Source organism: Nitrosospira sp. Nsp1 (assembly GCF_900100985.1).
Taxonomy (GTDB): domain Bacteria; phylum Pseudomonadota; class Gammaproteobacteria; order Burkholderiales; family Nitrosomonadaceae; genus Nitrosospira.
The window spans coordinates 36,396-54,751 of record NZ_FMUF01000008.1; the positions used below are offsets into that span (position 1 = coordinate 36,396).

Here is an 18,356-nt window from a genome sequence, read left to right on the forward strand (position 1 = left end):
AAGCGTTTTGACCCGCTGGCGCAGGATCTACTGCGGATATGCTGGCAGGGCAGGAGCCGAGCGCGTATCACGTGTTCCGTCGGTCGCAGCATAATACGTATCAAGATTCCAGGCAGCGCCATAATGAAGGTTCACTCGGCACCAAGGCATAAAAAAATCATGATTGGTCGGCAAGGCGCGTGGAGAAGGAAACACCAGATTCATGTGGTTATCGAGGATGGGCAGATGAGCAAATGGCCATACACTTTTTGCCAGATCAAACGCACGAGGCGCCGGAAGTCGCAAGAGAGGGTGTTATCTATTCTTGCAGTCTAGCGACACACAACCGTAGGAGGACTTGCAAATGTTCCCATTACTTCGCAGTCTCGTCATTGTACCGTTCCTGATAACATTATTTATGGTGCGGAGCGCGTTGGCCGAGGATAACTGGAAAACAGTTACAGATCATGACATTACCGTTTCTTCCGGGAGTGCCCTTGATTTCTCTGCCCTGGTCCCAACCGGACCCGCAGGCAAGCACGGCTCGGTCATTGTGTTACCAGACGGGCATATTGGCTTCGAGCGCCGCAGCACTCCAGAGCGCTTCCTTTGTGCCTCGTTGGCCCTAAGCCCGCTGAGTGGAGGGATGCCGGACAAAGCCGGAAGTGACCGGCTTGTAAGGGAGCTCACGCGCACAGGCTATAACCTGGTTCGCATACATAATGTTGACCCACTCCTGATGACCGGCCGTTTCAAGGATTTCGACTTTGATCCTGAGCAATTAGACCGCCTGCATTACCTGCTCGCCCAGCTCAAGGCGGCGGGTATTTATTGGATCGTCGATGGCATGACGTCCGACAACGGCGCCTGGGGCGATGTGCGCCCTCATCGCTGGGTAAGAAAATACCGCGCCAAAATGGATGTGCTCACCGATCCGAAGGGTTTCGCCCATTGGGCGACCCTTATCGAGCGGTTGTGGGGAGCGAAAAATCCCTATACGGGAATTGCTCCCCTAAAGGACCCCGCGATGTTGGGCATTATCCTGGTTAATGAGGGAAGTTTTTTTTATCTCGTCGAGATCTATCGGCCATACCCGGCAAAAGCCGGCTACGGCCCGTTATATCCACTAGAGTTGGCTCCGCAGTTCCGTGATTGGCTGAAGGCGCGTTACAGCAACGATACGGCGTTACGGTCAGCCTGGGGCGCTGAGCTAAAGCCTCAGGAGTCCCTCACCGGAACAATCGACCTGCCTGTCGTGGTGCGGGGAAAAGGACCCCGCGATATCGATTTTATGCGCTTCGTTGTCGACTTGGAACAGCGGGGCTATCGCGCGATGGAGAAACGGGTGCGCGACCTGGGCTTCAAGGGCTTGACTACCGCTTTCGACAATTGGGGTATTATTAGCTCGGACATTACTCGTTCCAACCTGCAATGGGTGGACATGCACAGCTACTCCGCCGGTTTGCCCAGCAAAGGTGGCGATCCGGGCTCACGAATGATGCAGTCGAGCTTACATAAAGATATGGCTCAATATATACGCGGGCTCAGCAACGCGCGACAGTGGGGCAAGCCATTTACTGTGAGTGAGTACGGGCAACCATTCTGGAATCAATGGCGGCACGAATCGGCCGCCTTGATGCCTGCATTTGCGGCGCATCAAGACTGGGATATGATTTGCCAATTTGCCGAATCACCCATTCAGTTCGATTACGGCCCGTCGCCGTTCGTGCGGCGGCAAGCGATCTACCCATTCAGCGTTGGAGGCGATCCGATCGCTCACGCCGCTGAGCGTCTCGCCGCCATGCTGTATCTGCGGGGCGATGTCGCGAGTTCACAGAAGCGCATCCACGTGCACATGGATGCTGATAAGATGATGGCCAGAAACGGTGGTCAGGAACACCTGCCTGAGCCGCTTTCAAAGTTGGCCTTCATTTCTCCCCTGGGGCTGGACTTCGGCTCGATACCAGAGCGGACAAAACCTGGCGAACTCTGGGTCAACCTGACAGGATCGCAACCTTGGTGGCTTGTAAAATCGGCGAATGGTCCGGCCGCTGGGCGGGATCTACGTTCGGACGCCGTAGCAGCCTTGCAGGATGTGGGATTAATAGGTCCTGGTAATCGCTCTCGACCGGAGAATCAGCTATTCCAATCCGACACGGGGCAGCTTGTCATCGACTCTGGGGCCGGCCTTATCCAGGTTGTAACCGATCGCACAGTGGCACTGGCGCTGAAAGGCGGTGATGCCTCCGTAGGTGCGTTGAGCGTACGCACCGCGAGCGGACCGGCGATGTTTGCAGTTTCATCGCTGGACAAAAAGCCGATTGCCCAGAGCCGTCACTTGCTGCTGTGGGTGTTGACCGATGCCATCAACACGGGCATGACCTTCGTGGATGCGGAACGCACTACAATTAAAACCCGGGGTAAATTCCCGCCGCAGGTTCGGACGATCTCGGCTACATTACGTGTCGCGGCCGAGAATAGTGCCGGGCTCAAGGCGTGGCCGCTCACGTTAGGGGGCGCTCGGCGTGAGGCGATTCCTCTTACGCAGGCAGGAGGCGCCATCGAATTGCACGTGGATACAGCAGCGTTACCGGACGGTCCAGCGCTCTTTTTCGAGATTGCCGGGGAATGATTAAGGGCGGGTATATTCCGGTTTTAACCACTGTGTCCGGATGCGGACATGAGAGATAATTCTTTGCGGGACTTACTGCTCCAAAAACAATGTGATATTGATCCGCCTGACTTCGATACGGATCAGGCGGATTACAGTCAAGCCGGTTTGATCACGCTCAGCAGGACAAGAATTGCGTTAAGCTGCCGATTGAGCTGTATCCTGTAGCAAACGAACCATGAAGCAGTCCTGGTTATCAGGTCCCTGGGCGGAAACAGCTTGTGCCGGATGCAGGGTTGGAAATCCAAGGAGAGATCAGATTCGATCTCTCCTGCTTCAGATATGAATCTTAACCACCCAAGCTATAATTCTTACAGTACCTGTAAATCTTACAGCTATTCAAATATCTCATTTCAAGATTTTTATAGCCCCGTTGCATCAGTGCAACGAGGGGCGTGGTCATGCGCAGCCTATCCATGCGAATTCCCGCTCGCCACTTTTCGGAGAAATCTATTTCATCGACGACACAAGTCGCTATTTACGCAAGACGAGTTGTTAAGCTGTTGTCATACGTTTATTCCTTTTTATCTGCTACTGCTCGGTATAAGTTTCGAAGGTTTGCCATGCTGGTAGTTGTCTTGCTTGGCTGTGTCATGAGGCATGCTGCCCTAGCTACCGAGAATCATTTATGAGTGCTTCGCCTTATTCCCGCCATGCGCTCAAGCGTAGCGCCGCGCATTTTCTCATCGGCAAAGCAATCTCCGCTCTATTCACCTTGATTATTTTGTTTTGGCTGGTGCGCTTGCTGGCTGTGGAAGAATACGGGGCCTACGTGACATTGATCGCCGGAATGGAATTTGCGCTGGCAATAGCGTCACTCGGCCTGCCGTGGATTGCGGCGCGCTATTTACCGGAGTTTCGTCTGCACGCTAGCGGCGAAATACTCGCGCATTTCGTTTGGAAGATTACCACCTGGATCGGCTTTGTTCTAGTCGCTGGTTCGCTGCTGCTTTATGTGGTGATGCCTTGGCTTCTGATCCCTCTGAAACTTGCGCACCAAGTGGATATAGCGCGGCTTTATCTGCTCGTGATGCTCGTGGATGGTTTTGGCCGGCACCTCCGTGAAAGCATCCTGGAACCTCTTTTGCAACAGGGCCAAGCGCAAATAAGCCTTGTGACGCGTAACGCTGCCTTGCTGTTGTTCCTGAGTATCACAGCGGTACATGGAGCGGTTCATCTAGACCAAGTGGTACTGGCCGAGATAACGGCATCCGCCTTAGGCACAATGCTCGCCTTATACAGCTTGGTCAAGCATTTGCGCACGCATGGCGGTTTATTGAAACGGGATGGGTGGCAACCGCCAAGCTGGCCTGTTATGTGGCTTATGGCCCGCCATATGTATTCCAGCCACCTCGTAACGCTAACTTATAGCCCACAAATCTTCGTATTTTTGATTCAGCGTTATCTCGGTCTGGAAGTTACCGCGCTGTTTGGCTTTTTGCTCAGGCTCTACGGGCAAATCTCCCGCTATCTTCCGGCGACTATGCTGTTCAGTCTGATCAGGCCCAAGCTGGTGGCCTCTTATGTAGGAGAAGGTGGTATGGTGGAATTGACACGCAACGTCAATCTCGTCGGGAAACTGAGCCTGTTTGTTTTGATGCCCATCCTGGTATTCGTCTGGCTTGCCGGAGGCGAACTGTTAACCCTGCTCAGTGGTGGCAAGTTCATGCAGTCAGGCCATTACCTGGCAGGCTTGTTGATGGCACTCGTTCTCTACAGTCAGCGTCAGATACTGGAGACTGTGGCGGTAGCCAGCGGTAAGAGTCATCTATGTTTGCGGGGGGCGGCTTTTGGAATACTGGTGTTGCCTTTGACTTATTCGCTGCTAAAATCCGGTCTGGGTTTGTGGGGCCCCATCATCGCAATTGTTGTGAGCGAAATGATATTCAACGCCACGGTTATTATTGCACTGGTGCGTACCACCACTTACAGACCCGATGTTATCGGAATTTATAAACTGGCGGCGGCGGCTTTAACAGGATTCTTGCTGGCGCAACAGATTGCAATACCGACACACGGCTGGTCGGGATTGGCCATCATGGCTGCACTTGCCTGCGGTTTTTTTATGTTGGCATCTTATCTCCTCAAACCTTTTCGAGTAGAAGAACGGGCGAGCCTGAACCATTTGCTCGGCCGTAAGATTTTTGTTTGGTAATTTATAAACCACCGAGCACCCAGCTGACGCTGAGATTGCGTGGCTTTTCCGCAGATAGATGTGCTCGCTGATTAGCAGTGAACTTCCCCGAATAATCGTTTTCCGAGGGTGATGTAAAATTGAAATCACATTGAAGAAAAGGATGATAAGGATATCGAAGCAGGAATGCGCAGACGATCAGGTTGCTGCACCACGGTATTCAATATTTGGCATCATGGGGTGGCCGACCGTAGCGTATCTCTTCTGGAAGATACTGTAATAGGGGGAAGCAAATATGAACGCTGGCAATATTTATAAGGATGGGACGTATTTGGAGAACCATCCAACTTGGCATCAAGAGGATTCGGCATGGAAAGCAAAGCAGATATTAAAGATACTCAAAAAAAATAGCGTTACTCCTTTGACATTATGTGAAGTAGGATGTGGAGCTGGTGAAATACTGAACTGTCTATCACATCAATACGGTGGCGAAGTAATTTTTTCCGGATATGAAATTTCCCCTCAAGCTTTTGCGATCTGCAAGAATAAAGAAAGAGAGAATCTTCATTTTTTTCTCGAAAATCTACTTGACCATGAAGATCCCGCGTTCGATGTATTGATGGCCATTGACGTATTTGAACACGTTGAGGATTACTTTGGATTTCTAAGAAAAGTTAAAAAGAAAGCTGTATATAAAGTGTTTCATATCCCTCTGGATTTATCCGTTCAATCAGTTTTTCGCCTCTCCCCAATATTACGCTCCAGGTCATCAGTGGGTCACATCCACTATTTTATGAAGGAAACAGCCTTGGCAACCCTACGAGATACAGGATATGAGGTGGTGGATTACTGCTATACAAGCGGTTCGCTAGAGCTTTCCAATCATGGTTGGAAAACCAATCTCATGAAAGTGCCTAGGAAGCTTTTCTTTCAACTTCATTCTGATCTGGCTGTAAGAGTATTAGGTGGATTTTCATTATTGGTTCTGGCTAAGTAGAAAATCACGGAAGTTCTATAGCCGACTTTGTATCAGACCTCGTGCAGATCGATAGCTTTGCGTTTTCCGCTTTCGCCGGATATTTTTGCAGATTGGCAGATTGAAACGAAACCTACATATAACATATGTAAGATGAGTTTTTCCGGCCTTCAAAGCTTCTCAACAATCAAAAATAAGTATGCTGAGATTTTGGGGGCGACAACGGGAAAAGTAGTTAATTGAGTAGGTCAGATTAAGGCGTATGTACCAGTTTTAATGCCATTTCTGATAATATTCCATCAACGTGTCGGCCTGCAAGATTATTTTACCCGTAAGCTTCGGTCTGGAGAAACTCACATCGGACCGATCACGTCTCCAAAATAAATGACCCAAAGCCAATGGTCGAATATGTGATCAAGCTTGAACCCAGTAGATATTGTTTTGTCCCGATCCACGGCTTGCCGCGAGATTGGTTTCTAGCGCTCGGAGAGCGGGAGCGATCTGAAGGGTTTGATATCATGCATGGCAAGCCGGTAAGGACTTATCCTATAGTAGTTGAGGTACTCAATGTTGCGGTGCCAGTTGATGTTCCAATACGATGTGACCAACGTGACGATTTTTACATCGGAAGGTTCGGAGCATGAGTATCGCGATGAAGCGCAAGGGTTCCGTTAGTATTCTTATTAAGGCATTCAATGAAGAAGCGCGGATTGCTAACTGTTTGGTTGCTGCCGTTCGCGAGGCGCAATCGATTGATGGGGAAGTGATTCTCGTTGATTCACTTTCAACCGATCGGACTGTCGAAATTGCGGGCTCCTATCCCGTCCGTATCGTACAGTTTTCTCGCACTGAAGATTGCGGCTGCGGTGCTGCGGTGCAACTAGGTTATCAATTCGCCGCGGGAGAGTATATCTACGTTCTCGACGGTGATATGGAGTTGCAACCGGGATTCATAGCAAGGGCATTGGAGGTGCTAGCCGCCGAGCCTGACGTTGCAGGGGTGGGAGGCAAGCTCCTCGATACCCAGATCCGCAACGCGATGGACGCGAAACGGGCCGAAACGGTCGGGAGCGTGAACGATCCAACAGAGGTGAATAAATTGGGCGGGGGCGGTCTTTATCGACGCGAGGCAATCGAATCGGTGGGTTACCTGGCCCACCGCTGGCTTCCGGCCTTTGAGGAGGCTGAGCTAGGCTTTCGTTTACGTGCCGCAGGTTGGCGCTTGTTTCGTCTTCCGGATGTGGCAGTGTTGCATACCGGCCATGCGGAATCAAATTGGGGTATCCTGCGCCGGCTCTGGAAGAGTGGTCGCGCTCATGCTGGCGGCATATTGTTGCGTTTGGCTTTTGGTAAAACCTGGTGGTGGCATGCGGTGTGCAACCAATGGCCTCTGGTTTTCACACCTGCCATACACCTCACGACCTTCGGAATAGCGGTGATGCGTGGAGGCGGTTTACCTGATACTCTTGAAGCATGGCTGTTCCTAGAGTTTGGCGCATGGATGTGTATATGGCTTGCGCTCTATATCAAAAAACGCAATATGGCACTTGCCGGGTTCTCTCTTGTCAACTGGCATATCTTGACCGTGGCTGCACTGCTCGGTGCGAGTCGAGCTCTGGCGGATCCCAATGCACCGATCGCCGCGCGTGAGATAACCTAGCTCAGCCAAGCACGACGTATACCTCTTCAGCATTTCAAGCGCAAGATCTTTTTGGTTCTCTACATGCACCTCAATATATGGGCAAACTAATAGCAGGAATGCAGCACCTCAACCCGCTCGGGGCAAAATTACAAAATATCTTTTTGTCGGTAAGGTGTTGAACTATTTTTCTGTGAGGAATTATATTTTTAAAATATGAAGCACTCGGACGCTCGACAGGAGTTGCTCATGATTGGAACTCACCCTTATGCAAAAGGTGGAATCGCGGCCGTTGTCGCGAAATACCGCCAGACCGGGCTGTTTGACAAATGGCGGATAACTTACCTCTTCACCCATGTAGACGGTTCTACTTGGAAAAAATTGACGACAGCTCTTTTTGCCTACTGGCGAATGATTGCTCTTCTCATCAAGGGTCATGTTGGTTTGATCCATATTCATGTCGCATCTAGAGCAAGCGTTTGGAGGAAATCCATTTTTGCCTTCACTGCCATCCTGTTTCGTGTCCCCTACGTGTTACATATGCATGGGGGCCAGTTCGAGGAGTTTTTCCGCGGAGAATGCGGCCCTTTACGGCGTCAAATCATCCGTGTTCTTTTGAGAAACGCGGCGACTGTAATAGCTTTATCGGTGAGCTGGGCGGCTAAGTTGCGCGAGATGGTGCCGGGGGCGCAGGTGGAGGTCGTTTACAACTCGGTATCATTGCCCAGGCGAAAAACGCCCGGGCACAACGAGGTCAGGAATGGGATTCTTTTTCTCGGACGGATCGGGACGGGCAAGGGAGCTTTCGATCTGATCCGGGCGTTCGCTGTTGTGAGTGGGGATGTGAAATTGGCGCTCGGGGGTGATGGCGATGTCAATGAGGCAAGCAAACTCGCGCGACAGTTGGGTGTTTCGGAGAGGGTGCAATTGCTGGGATGGGTAACGGGCGAAGATAAAGAGGCGCTATTATCGACGGCGTCGATATTTGTATTGCCCTCATATAATGAGGGCTTACCCATTTCAGTGCTGGAAGCCATGGCATGGGGGGTGCCGGTGATCACCACTCCGGTAGGCGGTATTCCCGAGGTGGTGCGGCAGGGTGAAGAGGGCGTTATGGTACAGCCCGGTGATATCAGCGGATTGACAGCGGCACTGCGCCAGTTACTCGATGATGAGCCGCTTCGGCAGCGCTTGGGCGCTAACGGCAGAAGACGCATACAACACATATTCTCTGATGAGGTAGTGTTTCCGCAACTTGAGGCGATATGGGCACGCTTCGGCCTGCTCCCTAATGTGAGCAAAATCACGATTGAGGCCTAAGAAAATATAACAAATGCATCCGGATGCCTGAGATATGGCCGGCTCAACCTCAAAGGTATTGCGTTGGAACCTAATAGCGCCGCTAAACGCTTGGTAATCTGTTTTTGATCTTTTGGATCCTGCAACGTTGATTGAGCGAGGAAAGTTATCGATGTTAGGCCATAGAGGATTTTTTCTCATTGATATGATGCGCAGGACCAGCGCGTTAGATTTACTTTGCCAATTAGAAAGTGTCCAGTTCGAATCACCCGTCACCATCCAGCAGCGGCAGAAACAGTCGCTAACAAACTATTTCGATACGCTCCGGGATTGCATTCCGCTCTACGCCAACTACCATTCTTTTGAACAATTACCTGTGATCGACAAGGCGTTTGCGAACCGCCACCGTGAGTGCCTCATGAATCCTGGCTACAGTGGTAAGCGCATACGAAAGAAGACCGGCGGCTCCACTGGAGAGCCGTTTGTCTATTTCACGGGCACATCCTCCCAATCCTATCTTTGGGCCGGAATCCTGTTAAGCTGGCGCGTGACTGGTTATCGATTGGGCGAGCCGGTAGCTTTCTTTGCTGGCTCATCGTTATTCGGTACTGGCTACAAAGAGAAGGTTTACCACAAACTTATGAACATAACCCTGTTCTCAGCCTTCGATCTGTCGCAGGAGCGGATGCGAAGCTATGCGGAAGCAATTGCCTCGGGCGGCTTCCGGCTACTTTATGGCTATGCATCGGCAATTTACCAACTCGCCCGACACATTCTGGGGTCTCGACGCCTACGCTTTGCGTTGCGGGGCATCGTATGTACGGCGGAAGTGTTGACACCAGTGATGCGCGAGACGATCGAAACAGCTTTTAGCGCGCCTTGCTTGAACCAATATGGATGTAACGATGGGGGCGTTTCAGCTTATGAGTGTGAACTCAAACAAGGCCTTCATCTTATTACCACTCGCAGCTACCCGGAAGTACTTGAATCCGGTAAGCTTATTTCCACCGATCTTTCCAATCAGACCTTTTTTTTGCCACGCTATGATACTGGTGACCTAGTGGTGATGGATGATAACCCTTGTCCCTGCGGCCGGGGCTTTCCACTGATCCGCGAGGTGATCGGGCGTTCCAACGATCTGGTTTTTGATCAGGCGGGCAGTACGGTACATTCTGAATTCTTTACCCATATGTTCCGCGAAGACGGCAGAATTCTTGCTTTTCAGGTCCTATACGACCGGTGCAATCTGGTGGTCAATCTACACTGCCGCGAAGCGGAAAATGCATGGTTAATCTATCGGAAGAGGATTCAGGCGGCCCTCGTATTTGATAATATTAGTTTTGTAGAGAATTTATCTTTCGTACCGATGGCAAACGGCAAGCACCGATTCGTGATGAGAGTGGATGATGTGGATGCCGCGCTCGCTGCGACCGGGAGCATGCAAGGGAGCGAAAAGACAGCCTCGTGATCAGTAATAGCCAATAGGAGGCCGATGAGGAGAATCTGCCAGTGTGGTGGTTCAGAGTCGGATCTTCAATACAGGTATTTCCAACCTATGGGTGGATAAAATGGATAACGAACAAAAAATTTGTATAGTTGATCCTAGCCATCGTACAAGTCAAAAAAGTTTCGTCAAAAATGGCATAGATATTCACGTTTGCCCCGACTGCGGCTGCATTATGGCAAATACTAATTTTTGTCAGGATCAATACGAAACTGATGCTTATTATACAATGAGCCAGAAAACAGCACTTGCCATAGAATACGAATGGGGATTCAGATGGCGTTACATCTTAAAAAGGATCGCGGAAATCGGCGGGCCCAGTCTACTCGATGTGGGGGCGGGTAATGGTTATTTCGTAGCTTTAGCGGCGAAGGAGTTTTCGCTGGATGCGAGCGGATTGGAGGTATCTAAAGAAGAAATCAGGTTTGCTAAGGATATTTTAAACGTCCAGCTAATAGAGGAAGACGTATCTCAACATAGCCTCACCTATGATGTTGTGACATGCTTCAACGTGCTAGAACATGTAGTAGATCCTCGGTCATTTCTTTCCGCATTAATAAAGCGAATGAAACTTGGTGGATACCTGGTTTTAAGTACACCTAATCCTGGTTGTATACACAGGAGAGTAAAGGGATTGAAGAATTGGAACATGGTTGCGCCGCCTCATCACATCAATCTTTTTACAAAGAAATCATTAGATGTGCTTGTGGCAAGAGAAAATTTAACCTTGGTCGATTATCAAACGTTGAGTACGTATATCAAATTTATCAGGAAATTTGATAATAATAATTTGGTACTCAGGAAACTATTTTTCGATCTGTTAAAGGTGTTTGGCCTCGGAGCCGATCATTTCTTAATCGCGCGAAAACAATCTTACTGATACGGTACGGCTTCGCGTTGTGCTGCATGATCCTGATTTCGGCGATTTTTTTGAGCATGAATGCGGAAAACGCAGGAGGAAGCTCATTAGATTCATTCTATCTCATGCGGTCCGGGTAATTCCCCTATCATCGCGCGGGGCTGGATCTATAGGAAATCTGGCCTCTGCCACACGCACGTGATTTCTTCAACTCCATGCAACAAACGGAAGTGGGAGTTTGAATACGGAGGAGCGCGCGCGTAATGGCGATTCGCTTGATTCAGGTCGTTTCTTGCTAGATGAGCGCTTCAGATTGATCATCGGACGCGGCAGTGAAACGCAACGGACATGAGTGTCGTCAGAAGAGCTGGGTGTCAGTAAGAAGATTCAATTTGCGGGATGGCTCACAAAAGTATGAAAATTTGCTCGTGCGTGTAGCCATATCTGTACTTCCTTCATAAAATGAAGATATGTCGGTGGCGATTCTAGAGGCGATGTCATGGTCGATTCCTGTTGTGTTGTAACAACCACTGTGGGATGCATACTCGAAATCATAATAGAAGGGCAGGAGGGGTTGCTGGTCAATTCTAGTGATATTTCAAAACTGGCACATGCCTTGAAGGAGTGACTTGCTGCGCCATCACTTCGCTGCGAACCTGGAGAAGCAGGAAAGCAAGATTAGCTCGAGTACTCGATGCATGTTTGCGTCCACAATTAGAAAAACTGTGGATCAATTCGGGTGCATCTCAACCTGGCCGCTCACTTTGAGGCGGTGTTGTATGATTTCTCTTATAAGGAAGTCTCATGATTCGATCAGAATTTATTTTTTCCGGCCTCGTTTTTGCGCTTTCTTGTAATTATGCATATGCCGAGATTGTTTTCGATGGAAGATTCAGTTCGGGCGATTTTTCCGGATATCGCGCATTGGAAGCGAATGGTAATGTCGTTAGCGGTATATCGACGCCGAGCGGTGTTCCAGGCCGTCTCGAAAGAGTTCAAGATCCGGCAGGGTCTGCGAATTCCGTGATGCGCGCGACTTATATTGCTGACGATATTGCGACCCATTCAGGTTACCGCTCCGAAGCAAGTGCTTTCATAGATCCTGTCGGTTCGGAGCGTTGGTATTCCTGGGGTTATTATCTTCCGGATACTTGGAAATACGTCAAGGTTGGTAGTGCTATTGCGCAAATTCTCAATGCGCCCGACAAGAATGAGAGCGGTTTTCGAAATCCGACTCTCGCTCTTATCGTTCAAGATAATAAAATGAAGTTGATCAATGCATTCGACCATGACGCTATTACATCTCCAGCCGACATCAAATCTATTGCGGGAATCGATTTTGAACGTCGGGAGCTGACTTCATGGGAGCTCGAAACGGGGAGGTGGACCTACCTGGATCTCCATGTAAAGTGGGCAGCAGACGATACCGGTTCTCTGGAATTCTGGAAGGATGGGGTACTGCTTTTTCAAGAGCATGATCACATCAATACTTTCAACGACAAAGCGGGGGTCTGGTTCAAGAACGGTATATACAGCTGGTCGCCAGGTACAGAATCAATTTCGGCTTATTCGACTGGGGTTCTGATCGGAGATGGGAAGGAAACGTTTCAGTCCATGTCCATGTCGGTTGTTTCCGAGCCGAGCAGCTATATGATGATGATGGCGGGAATCGCAGGAATCGGTTTCTTTGCCGCCAGGCGGCGTTTTTCACCCGGGTCCGCCGGGACAAATACGTGAAAAGGCTTTATCTGGTTGCTGGCGCACGCCCGAATTTCATGAAAATTGCGCCCATCGTACGCGCGCTGCAATCCCATGGTGGCCTGGCATACAAGATTATCCATACCGGTCAGCATTATGATCGCGAGATGAATGAAGTTTTTTTTGAGGAATTGGGCATTCCTCAACCAGATATCTTCATGGCGGCGGGCGGGGGTAGCCATGCGCAGCAGACGGGCAAGATCATGCTGGCTTTTGAGGAGCTCTGCAACACGGAGCGGCCTGATGCGGTACTGGTGGTCGGTGATGTAAATTCGACATTGGCCTGCTCTATTGTAGCCAAGAAGCTGAGCATTCCCGTGGCGCACGTAGAGGCCGGTTTGCGCAGTGGCGATATGACCATGCCGGAAGAGATCAACCGCGTGGTTACCGACAGTATTGCGGACTGGTTTTTCGTGACTGAGCCAAGCGGCATTGCGCACCTGAAGCGCGAGGGAAAGCCGGATGCGGCAATTCATTATGCCGGGCACGTGATGGTTGATAATTTATTGTACCAGGCGGAAAAGCTGGTTCGCTCCGATACCTCGGGGTTTGAAACAAGCAATTTCAAGACGGTGTGTGCGAACAATGATGCACGGTATGGGGTGGTTACCCTGCATCGGCCGAGCAATGTGGACAGCGCCGAGATGCTGGCGCGTATCGTTGGTGCGCTGCGCGAGATAGCAACCGAGCTACCGCTGGCTTTCCCTGTGCATCCGCGTACCAGGGGAACGATTGAAAAATTTGGCATCGACCTTGGGCCGAACATCACTTTGGTGGGACCGCAATCCTACATGAGCTTTCTCCACTTATGGAAAGATGCCGCTGTGGTGTTGACCGACAGTGGCGGCCTCCAGGAAGAAACCACTGCGCTTGGCGTGCCATGCATTACTATCCGCGAAAATACCGAGCGTCCGGTGACGGTGGATGAAGGGTCCAATGTGGTGGTTGGCACGGATCCCGCACGGATCGTCGCCGAGGTACGTAAGGTGCTTCGCGGCGAAGGCAAGCAGGGCCGCCGACCACATCTGTGGGATGGTAGAGCCGCTCAGCGGATTGTCGAAGTGCTTGCGAGGGAGCTGTCATGAGACATCGTATTGAGATGATGGGTTGTCAAATCGATAATCTATCAATGGAAGAGACGTTGCAGACCGTCGAGACATTCATTCAGAGCGGGCGACCTCACCAGCATGTTGTTATCAATGTCGATAAGCTTGTCAAGGCGAGCCGCGACGATAAATTGCGCCGTATCATCAATGATTGCCAGTTGATTAATGTGGATGGGATGCCGGTTGTGTGGGCATCCCGGTTGCTTGGCAAGCCGCTGAAAGAACGCGTGGCGGGAGTAGATCTGTTCGAGTCGCTAATGCGCCGTTCAGCCGAGAAGGGCTGGCGGGTATACTTGCTTGGCGCTCGGCAAGATGTGGTTTCCGCTGTGGAGCAAGTTTACGCCGGCAAGTACCCCGGCTTGACTATCGCCGGCTACCGCAATGGATATTGGAAGCCGGAGGAAGAGGCAGAGGTCGTCGAGCGCATCAAGGCCACACAGGCGGACATATTATTCGTTGCGATCAGTTCGCCAAAAAAAGAGCATTTTCTCGGGCGTTATCAGGCAGAGATGAAAATTCCTTTTGCCATGGGCGTTGGCGGTAGTTTCGATGTCGTAGTGGGCAAGGTCAAGCGCGCACCGGTCTGGATGCAGAAGTCCGGACTTGAGTGGTTTTACCGGTTCTTGCAGGAGCCTCGACGCATGTTCAAACGCTATTTTATCGACGATATGTTTTTTCTCTGGCTGCTGCTGAAAGAATTGGTGCGTCGTTAGTCTGCTTCAGCGACAGGTTGAGGTTATTGGAAAAATTATTTTGAATGATTGTGATTTCTAATTGAGAACCATGATTCTTGTCACCGGCGGAGCAGGTTATATCGGGTCGCATACGTGCGTAGAGTTGCTGAACGCGGGCTTCGACGTGACGGTTTTCGACAATTTCTGCAACAGCCATCCCGAGGCATTAGCCCGGGTGGAACGCATCACCGGCAAAAAACTGCGCCTGGTGCGTGGCGATAGCCGGGATCGTGCCGCGTTGGTTGCGGCATTGCGCGAGAGTGGCGCCAGTGCGGTTATTCATTTCGCCGGCCTCAAGGCGGTGGGGGAGTCGGTTAAGCAGCCATTGGCTTATTACGATAATAATGTGGTCGGTACCCTTCGCCTGTTGGAAGCGATGACCGAGTGTGATGTGAAAACCCTGGTATTCAGTTCTTCCGCCACGGTTTACGGCGATCCCAAGTGGCTTCCGTTAACCGAAGACCATCCTCTCTCTGCCACAAACCCTTACGGGCGCAGCAAACTGATGGTTGAGGAAATTTTGCGCGATCTATACCGCAGTGATTCTTCCTGGCACTGCGGTATCCTGCGTTATTTCAACCCGGTGGGCGCCCATCCCAGCGGCCTGATCGGCGAGGACCCACAGGGCATTCCCGATAACCTGATGCCTTTCGTTGCCCAGGTAGCGATAGGACGGCGAGAAATTCTCAATGTTTGGGGCAACGATTATTCAACGCCGGATGGTACCGGCGTGCGGGATTATATCCATGTCGTGGATCTGGCGCTGGGTCACCTTAAAGCCCTGAAAGTCCTGGATGCCGTTGCCGTCCCGGGTACTTCGGATCGGCACGCGCAGGCGGGGTGCCTGACGGTAAATCTCGGGACGGGGACAGGCTATAGCGTACTAGAGATGATTCGGGCTTTTGAGCAGGCAAGCGGTCGGCCGGTACCTTACCAAATTGGGTCCCGGCGCCCCGGTGACATCGCGTCTTGCTATGCCGACCCCAAATTGGCATTTGATTTACTGGGTTGGAAGGCGGAACGTGGGCTGGAGGAAATGTGCGCCGATAGTTGGCGCTGGCAAAGTGCCAATCCCGAGGGATTTGGAGGCCGACGTTAGCGAAGAGGTTCGCGTTATCGTTATTAACAGGCGGTCAGCGGAACTGGCAGTAAGTGGTTTCAGGAATAGATTTTTAACGGATGGGAATATCGCCCTATGGAAGGTTCATGCAGCCATTGATTCCTGTTGTGCTCTCTGGAGGTTCCGGCACGCGCCTCTGGCCGCTCTCGCGCGAGAAGTATCCCAAGCAGCTTTTGCCGCTTATTGGAGAAGATTCACTGTTGCAGTCCACGGTGAGACGCATGGAGGGGCTCACCGGCGTGGAACTCGGGTCACCGCTGATCGTTTGCAACGAAGAATACCGTTTCATAATTGCGGAACAGCTACGCCTGATGGAAACCGAAGGCACGGTCCTGCTTGAACCCGTCGGGCGTAATACCGCACCCGCCCTGACTCTGGCTGCCTTGGCGGCAATGCGCGGCGGAGACGATCCAGTCCTGCTGGTGATGCCCGCTGATCATTTGATTCTGGATATATCAAGTTTTCAAGCGGCGGTACGCAAAGGCATAACGCTGGCCAATGAAGGCATGGTCGTGACTTTCGGTATCAAGCCGGATTCACCTGAGACGGGTTACGGCTACATTCAATCCGGTGAGCCTCTCGGAAAGGATGGGGTCAATCGGATAGCGCGTTTTGTGGAGAAACCCGATCTCGCAACGGCACAAGCTTATCTTGACGCCGGTTCTTACTTCTGGAACAGCGGCTTATTCATGCTGCATGCTTCGGTATGGATCTCGGCCATCGGTTGCTGTCGAGCGGACATCTTGGCGGCTTGCCGTGCAGCGTGGGATCGGGGTGTTGTGGATGGCGATTTTTTACGCGTGAGCAAAGAAGCATTCATGCAATGTCCGAGCGACTCGATCGATTACGCGGTCATGGAGCGTATTGCTGCGGGCGATGACTCATTGCCGATGGGTGCGGTGATTCCGTTGTCGGCCGGTTGGTCTGATGTTGGCGCATGGGATTCCTTGTGGCAGGTATTGCCCAAGGATCATCATGGCAATGTATCCCAAGGAGATGTGTTGCTGGATGATTGCCATAACATGCTGGTCATGGCGGAGCACAGGCTGGTGGCGTGCGTAGGGGTAGAGGATATGGTGGTGGTCGAAACGGCGGACGCCATCCTGGTAGCCCACATGAACAAGACGCAACATGTCAAGAAAATTGTTGATAGCCTCAAGCGTCAGGGTCGGCCCGAGGGCGAATTGCATCGCAAGGTATTTCGCCCCTGGGGCTGGTACGACGCTGTCGATGTCGGCGAGCGTTTTCAGGTAAAACGCATCGTTGTCAAACCCGGGGCCGCCCTATCGCTGCAGATGCATCATCACCGTGCGGAACATTGGATTGTAGTAAGCGGAACGGCACAGGTGACGCGGGGTGATGCCAGCTATCTCGTATCCGAAAATGAATCGACTTTTATTCCGTTGGGTACTCGCCACCGATTGGAAAATCCGGGCTGCGTGCCCCTTGAGATGATCGAGGTCCAATCAGGCTCATATTTGGGCGAAGATGATATCGTGCGCTTTGAGGATGTTTACGGACGGCAAGAAGGTTAAATGCTTTTTGGTCCTTGCTAGTCCATACGGTCTATTGACCCCTCGTTTCTCAGGTGTAACCTTCATACCTCAAGTTCTGCGAGTTAAATTTTTCCAGATCTGGTGTAGTAAGTATCGTAAAAAAATTATCGACGCTGCTGCAAATTTGCACAGATCGTTGGTATCCAAGTGTTCAAAGTACGTACTTATAGGAGATTACAATCATGGTTAATATTTTTTTGAAGCGAGCCATTGGTGTTGCGATTCTGGCAGGTGTGAGTGCTGGAGCCAGCGCTGCGCCTACGAATGATCAGCTTGGTAACGTGGCTGTTAATGTGCCGACGTCTTTCAGCGGGAGCGTCGTACCTGCTGGAGATTTTACTGATGTCTTTTCCTTTACGTTGCCTGCCAACGGAGGTTCAGGCTACAGTGTCCTGAATTTTCCACTGGATATTCCGGGCGTCGGCACGTTCAACACAGTGCTCTCTACAATGTCTCTGATTTCAAATCCGGATGGAATCAGAAACAATGGTGACGAGACACTCCTGGCTTCGGCTGTGCTCGGAGGAAACAACACCGCTGAGTCTCTCAATTTAGCGTGGGGTCCGACCGCGGGCGGTAACATGGATCTCAACATCACAGGAATGACTAACGGTACACTGGGCGGTCTTTACAACGGCTCAATCAGCGTATCCGCGGTTCCCGAACCAGAAACTTATGCCATGCTTCTGGCTGGCCTTGGATTGATGGGTGCGGTTGTTCGTCGTCGGAGTAGCCGCAAGACGTCCTGAATCAAACCAGATTCAGGCGTTATTGTATCTACTCTGTAATTCGTTATTACGGCCTCTTACGAGAGGCCGTTTCTTTTGTGCGCCTATGTTGGGCTCACAAAAGAAAACCGCCAAGGGCGGTTATTAGCGGCTAATGCCGTGGACTTATTTATACTCTCTCGCCAGTTTCCTGGTAGGCGCGATTGGACTCGAACCAACGACCCCCACCATGTCAAGGTGGTGCTCTAACCAGCTGAGCTACGCGCCTGGAAAACCGAATTTTATATGAAACA

13 protein-coding genes and 1 tRNA gene are annotated in these 18,356 nt (G+C 51.2%); 13 read left to right on the forward strand and 1 reads right to left on the reverse strand.

Going from position 1 to position 18,356, the window contains the following annotated elements; all coding sequences use genetic code 11:
- Positions 1 to 343: 343 nt before the first annotated feature.
- The 13 genes from BLP78_RS06865 to BLP78_RS15545 all read left to right on the forward strand — a co-directional run bounded on the left by BLP78_RS06865 (position 344) and on the right by BLP78_RS15545 (position 18,084).
- Positions 344 to 2,611: a beta-galactosidase gene (locus BLP78_RS06865; RefSeq protein WP_090457859.1), complete on the forward strand. Its 2,268-nt coding sequence runs from the start codon at positions 344 to 346 to the stop codon at positions 2,609 to 2,611.
- Between the two features lie 667 nt (positions 2,612 to 3,278).
- Positions 3,279 to 4,805: a lipopolysaccharide biosynthesis protein gene (locus BLP78_RS06870; RefSeq protein WP_090457861.1), complete on the forward strand. Its 1,527-nt coding sequence runs from the start codon at positions 3,279 to 3,281 to the stop codon at positions 4,803 to 4,805.
- 274 nt (positions 4,806 to 5,079) lie between these two features.
- Positions 5,080 to 5,781: a class I SAM-dependent methyltransferase gene (locus BLP78_RS06875; RefSeq protein ID WP_090457864.1), complete on the forward strand. Its 702-nt coding sequence runs from the start codon at positions 5,080 to 5,082 to the stop codon at positions 5,779 to 5,781.
- Positions 5,782 to 6,400: 619 nt separating this feature from the next.
- Positions 6,401 to 7,420 (forward strand): glycosyltransferase family 2 protein, encoded by a 1,020-nt coding sequence (locus tag BLP78_RS06880; RefSeq protein WP_218118933.1) that lies wholly within the window; start codon positions 6,401 to 6,403, stop codon positions 7,418 to 7,420.
- A 228-nt stretch (positions 7,421 to 7,648) separates the two neighbouring features.
- Complete coding sequence (locus BLP78_RS06885; RefSeq protein WP_176752805.1) at positions 7,649 to 8,719, forward strand: glycosyltransferase family 4 protein; 1,071 nt, start codon at positions 7,649 to 7,651, stop codon at positions 8,717 to 8,719.
- Positions 8,720 to 8,846: 127 nt separating this feature from the next.
- Positions 8,847 to 10,166 carry a phenylacetate--CoA ligase family protein gene (locus BLP78_RS06890; RefSeq protein ID WP_143002903.1) on the forward strand — a complete coding sequence of 440 codons (1,320 nt, stop codon included), beginning with the start codon at positions 8,847 to 8,849 and terminating at the stop codon, positions 10,164 to 10,166.
- 100 nt (positions 10,167 to 10,266) lie between these two features.
- Complete coding sequence (locus BLP78_RS06895) at positions 10,267 to 11,082, forward strand: class I SAM-dependent methyltransferase (RefSeq protein ID WP_143002904.1); 816 nt, start codon at positions 10,267 to 10,269, stop codon at positions 11,080 to 11,082.
- A gap of 783 nt (positions 11,083 to 11,865) precedes the next feature.
- Complete coding sequence (locus BLP78_RS06900; protein WP_090457874.1) at positions 11,866 to 12,798, forward strand: polysaccharide lyase family 20 protein; 933 nt, start codon at positions 11,866 to 11,868, stop codon at positions 12,796 to 12,798.
- The gene (gene wecB, locus BLP78_RS06905) at positions 12,795 to 13,904 is read left to right on the forward strand and encodes a non-hydrolyzing UDP-N-acetylglucosamine 2-epimerase (protein ID WP_090457876.1); all 1,110 of its coding nucleotides are present in this window, start codon (positions 12,795 to 12,797) and stop codon (positions 13,902 to 13,904) included. The genes BLP78_RS06900 and wecB overlap by 4 nt, the downstream gene beginning before the upstream one ends.
- A complete protein-coding gene (locus tag BLP78_RS06910; protein WP_090457878.1) occupies positions 13,901 to 14,638 on the forward strand; it encodes a WecB/TagA/CpsF family glycosyltransferase in 738 nt (245 codons plus the stop codon). The genes wecB and BLP78_RS06910 overlap by 4 nt, the downstream gene beginning before the upstream one ends.
- A gap of 70 nt (positions 14,639 to 14,708) precedes the next feature.
- On the forward strand, positions 14,709 to 15,758 hold the full coding sequence (gene galE, locus BLP78_RS06915) for a UDP-glucose 4-epimerase GalE (protein WP_090457880.1): 1,050 nt from the start codon (positions 14,709 to 14,711) through the stop codon (positions 15,756 to 15,758).
- Positions 15,759 to 15,865: 107 nt separating this feature from the next.
- The gene (locus BLP78_RS06920) at positions 15,866 to 17,314 is read left to right on the forward strand and encodes a mannose-1-phosphate guanylyltransferase/mannose-6-phosphate isomerase (protein WP_090458006.1); all 1,449 of its coding nucleotides are present in this window, start codon (positions 15,866 to 15,868) and stop codon (positions 17,312 to 17,314) included.
- A gap of 203 nt (positions 17,315 to 17,517) precedes the next feature.
- A complete protein-coding gene (locus BLP78_RS15545; RefSeq protein WP_176752806.1) occupies positions 17,518 to 18,084 on the forward strand; it encodes an FxDxF family PEP-CTERM protein in 567 nt (188 codons plus the stop codon).
- 170 nt (positions 18,085 to 18,254) lie between these two features.
- On the opposite strand, the gene BLP78_RS06930 is transcribed toward BLP78_RS15545, so the two are convergent.
- Positions 18,255 to 18,331: transfer RNA gene (locus BLP78_RS06930), tRNA-Val, on the reverse strand.
- Between the last annotated feature and the right edge of the window lie 25 nt (positions 18,332 to 18,356).

Coding starts and splice junctions, on each gene's coding strand:
- BLP78_RS06865 (WP_090457859.1), top strand. CDS start 344: ATGTTCCCATTACTTCGCAGTCTCGTCATTGTACCGTTCCTGATAACA.
- BLP78_RS06870 (WP_090457861.1), top strand. CDS start 3,279: ATGAGTGCTTCGCCTTATTCCCGCCATGCGCTCAAGCGTAGCGCCGCG.
- BLP78_RS06875 (WP_090457864.1), top strand. CDS start 5,080: ATGAACGCTGGCAATATTTATAAGGATGGGACGTATTTGGAGAACCAT.
- BLP78_RS06880 (WP_218118933.1), top strand. CDS start 6,401: ATGAGTATCGCGATGAAGCGCAAGGGTTCCGTTAGTATTCTTATTAAG.
- BLP78_RS06885 (WP_176752805.1), top strand. CDS start 7,649: ATGATTGGAACTCACCCTTATGCAAAAGGTGGAATCGCGGCCGTTGTC.
- BLP78_RS06895 (WP_143002904.1), top strand. CDS start 10,267: ATGGATAACGAACAAAAAATTTGTATAGTTGATCCTAGCCATCGTACA.
- BLP78_RS06900 (WP_090457874.1), top strand. CDS start 11,866: ATGATTCGATCAGAATTTATTTTTTCCGGCCTCGTTTTTGCGCTTTCT.
- BLP78_RS06910 (WP_090457878.1), top strand. CDS start 13,901: ATGAGACATCGTATTGAGATGATGGGTTGTCAAATCGATAATCTATCA.
- galE (WP_090457880.1), top strand. CDS start 14,709: ATGATTCTTGTCACCGGCGGAGCAGGTTATATCGGGTCGCATACGTGC.
- BLP78_RS06920 (WP_090458006.1), top strand. CDS start 15,866: ATGCAGCCATTGATTCCTGTTGTGCTCTCTGGAGGTTCCGGCACGCGC.
- BLP78_RS15545 (WP_176752806.1), top strand. CDS start 17,518: ATGGTTAATATTTTTTTGAAGCGAGCCATTGGTGTTGCGATTCTGGCA.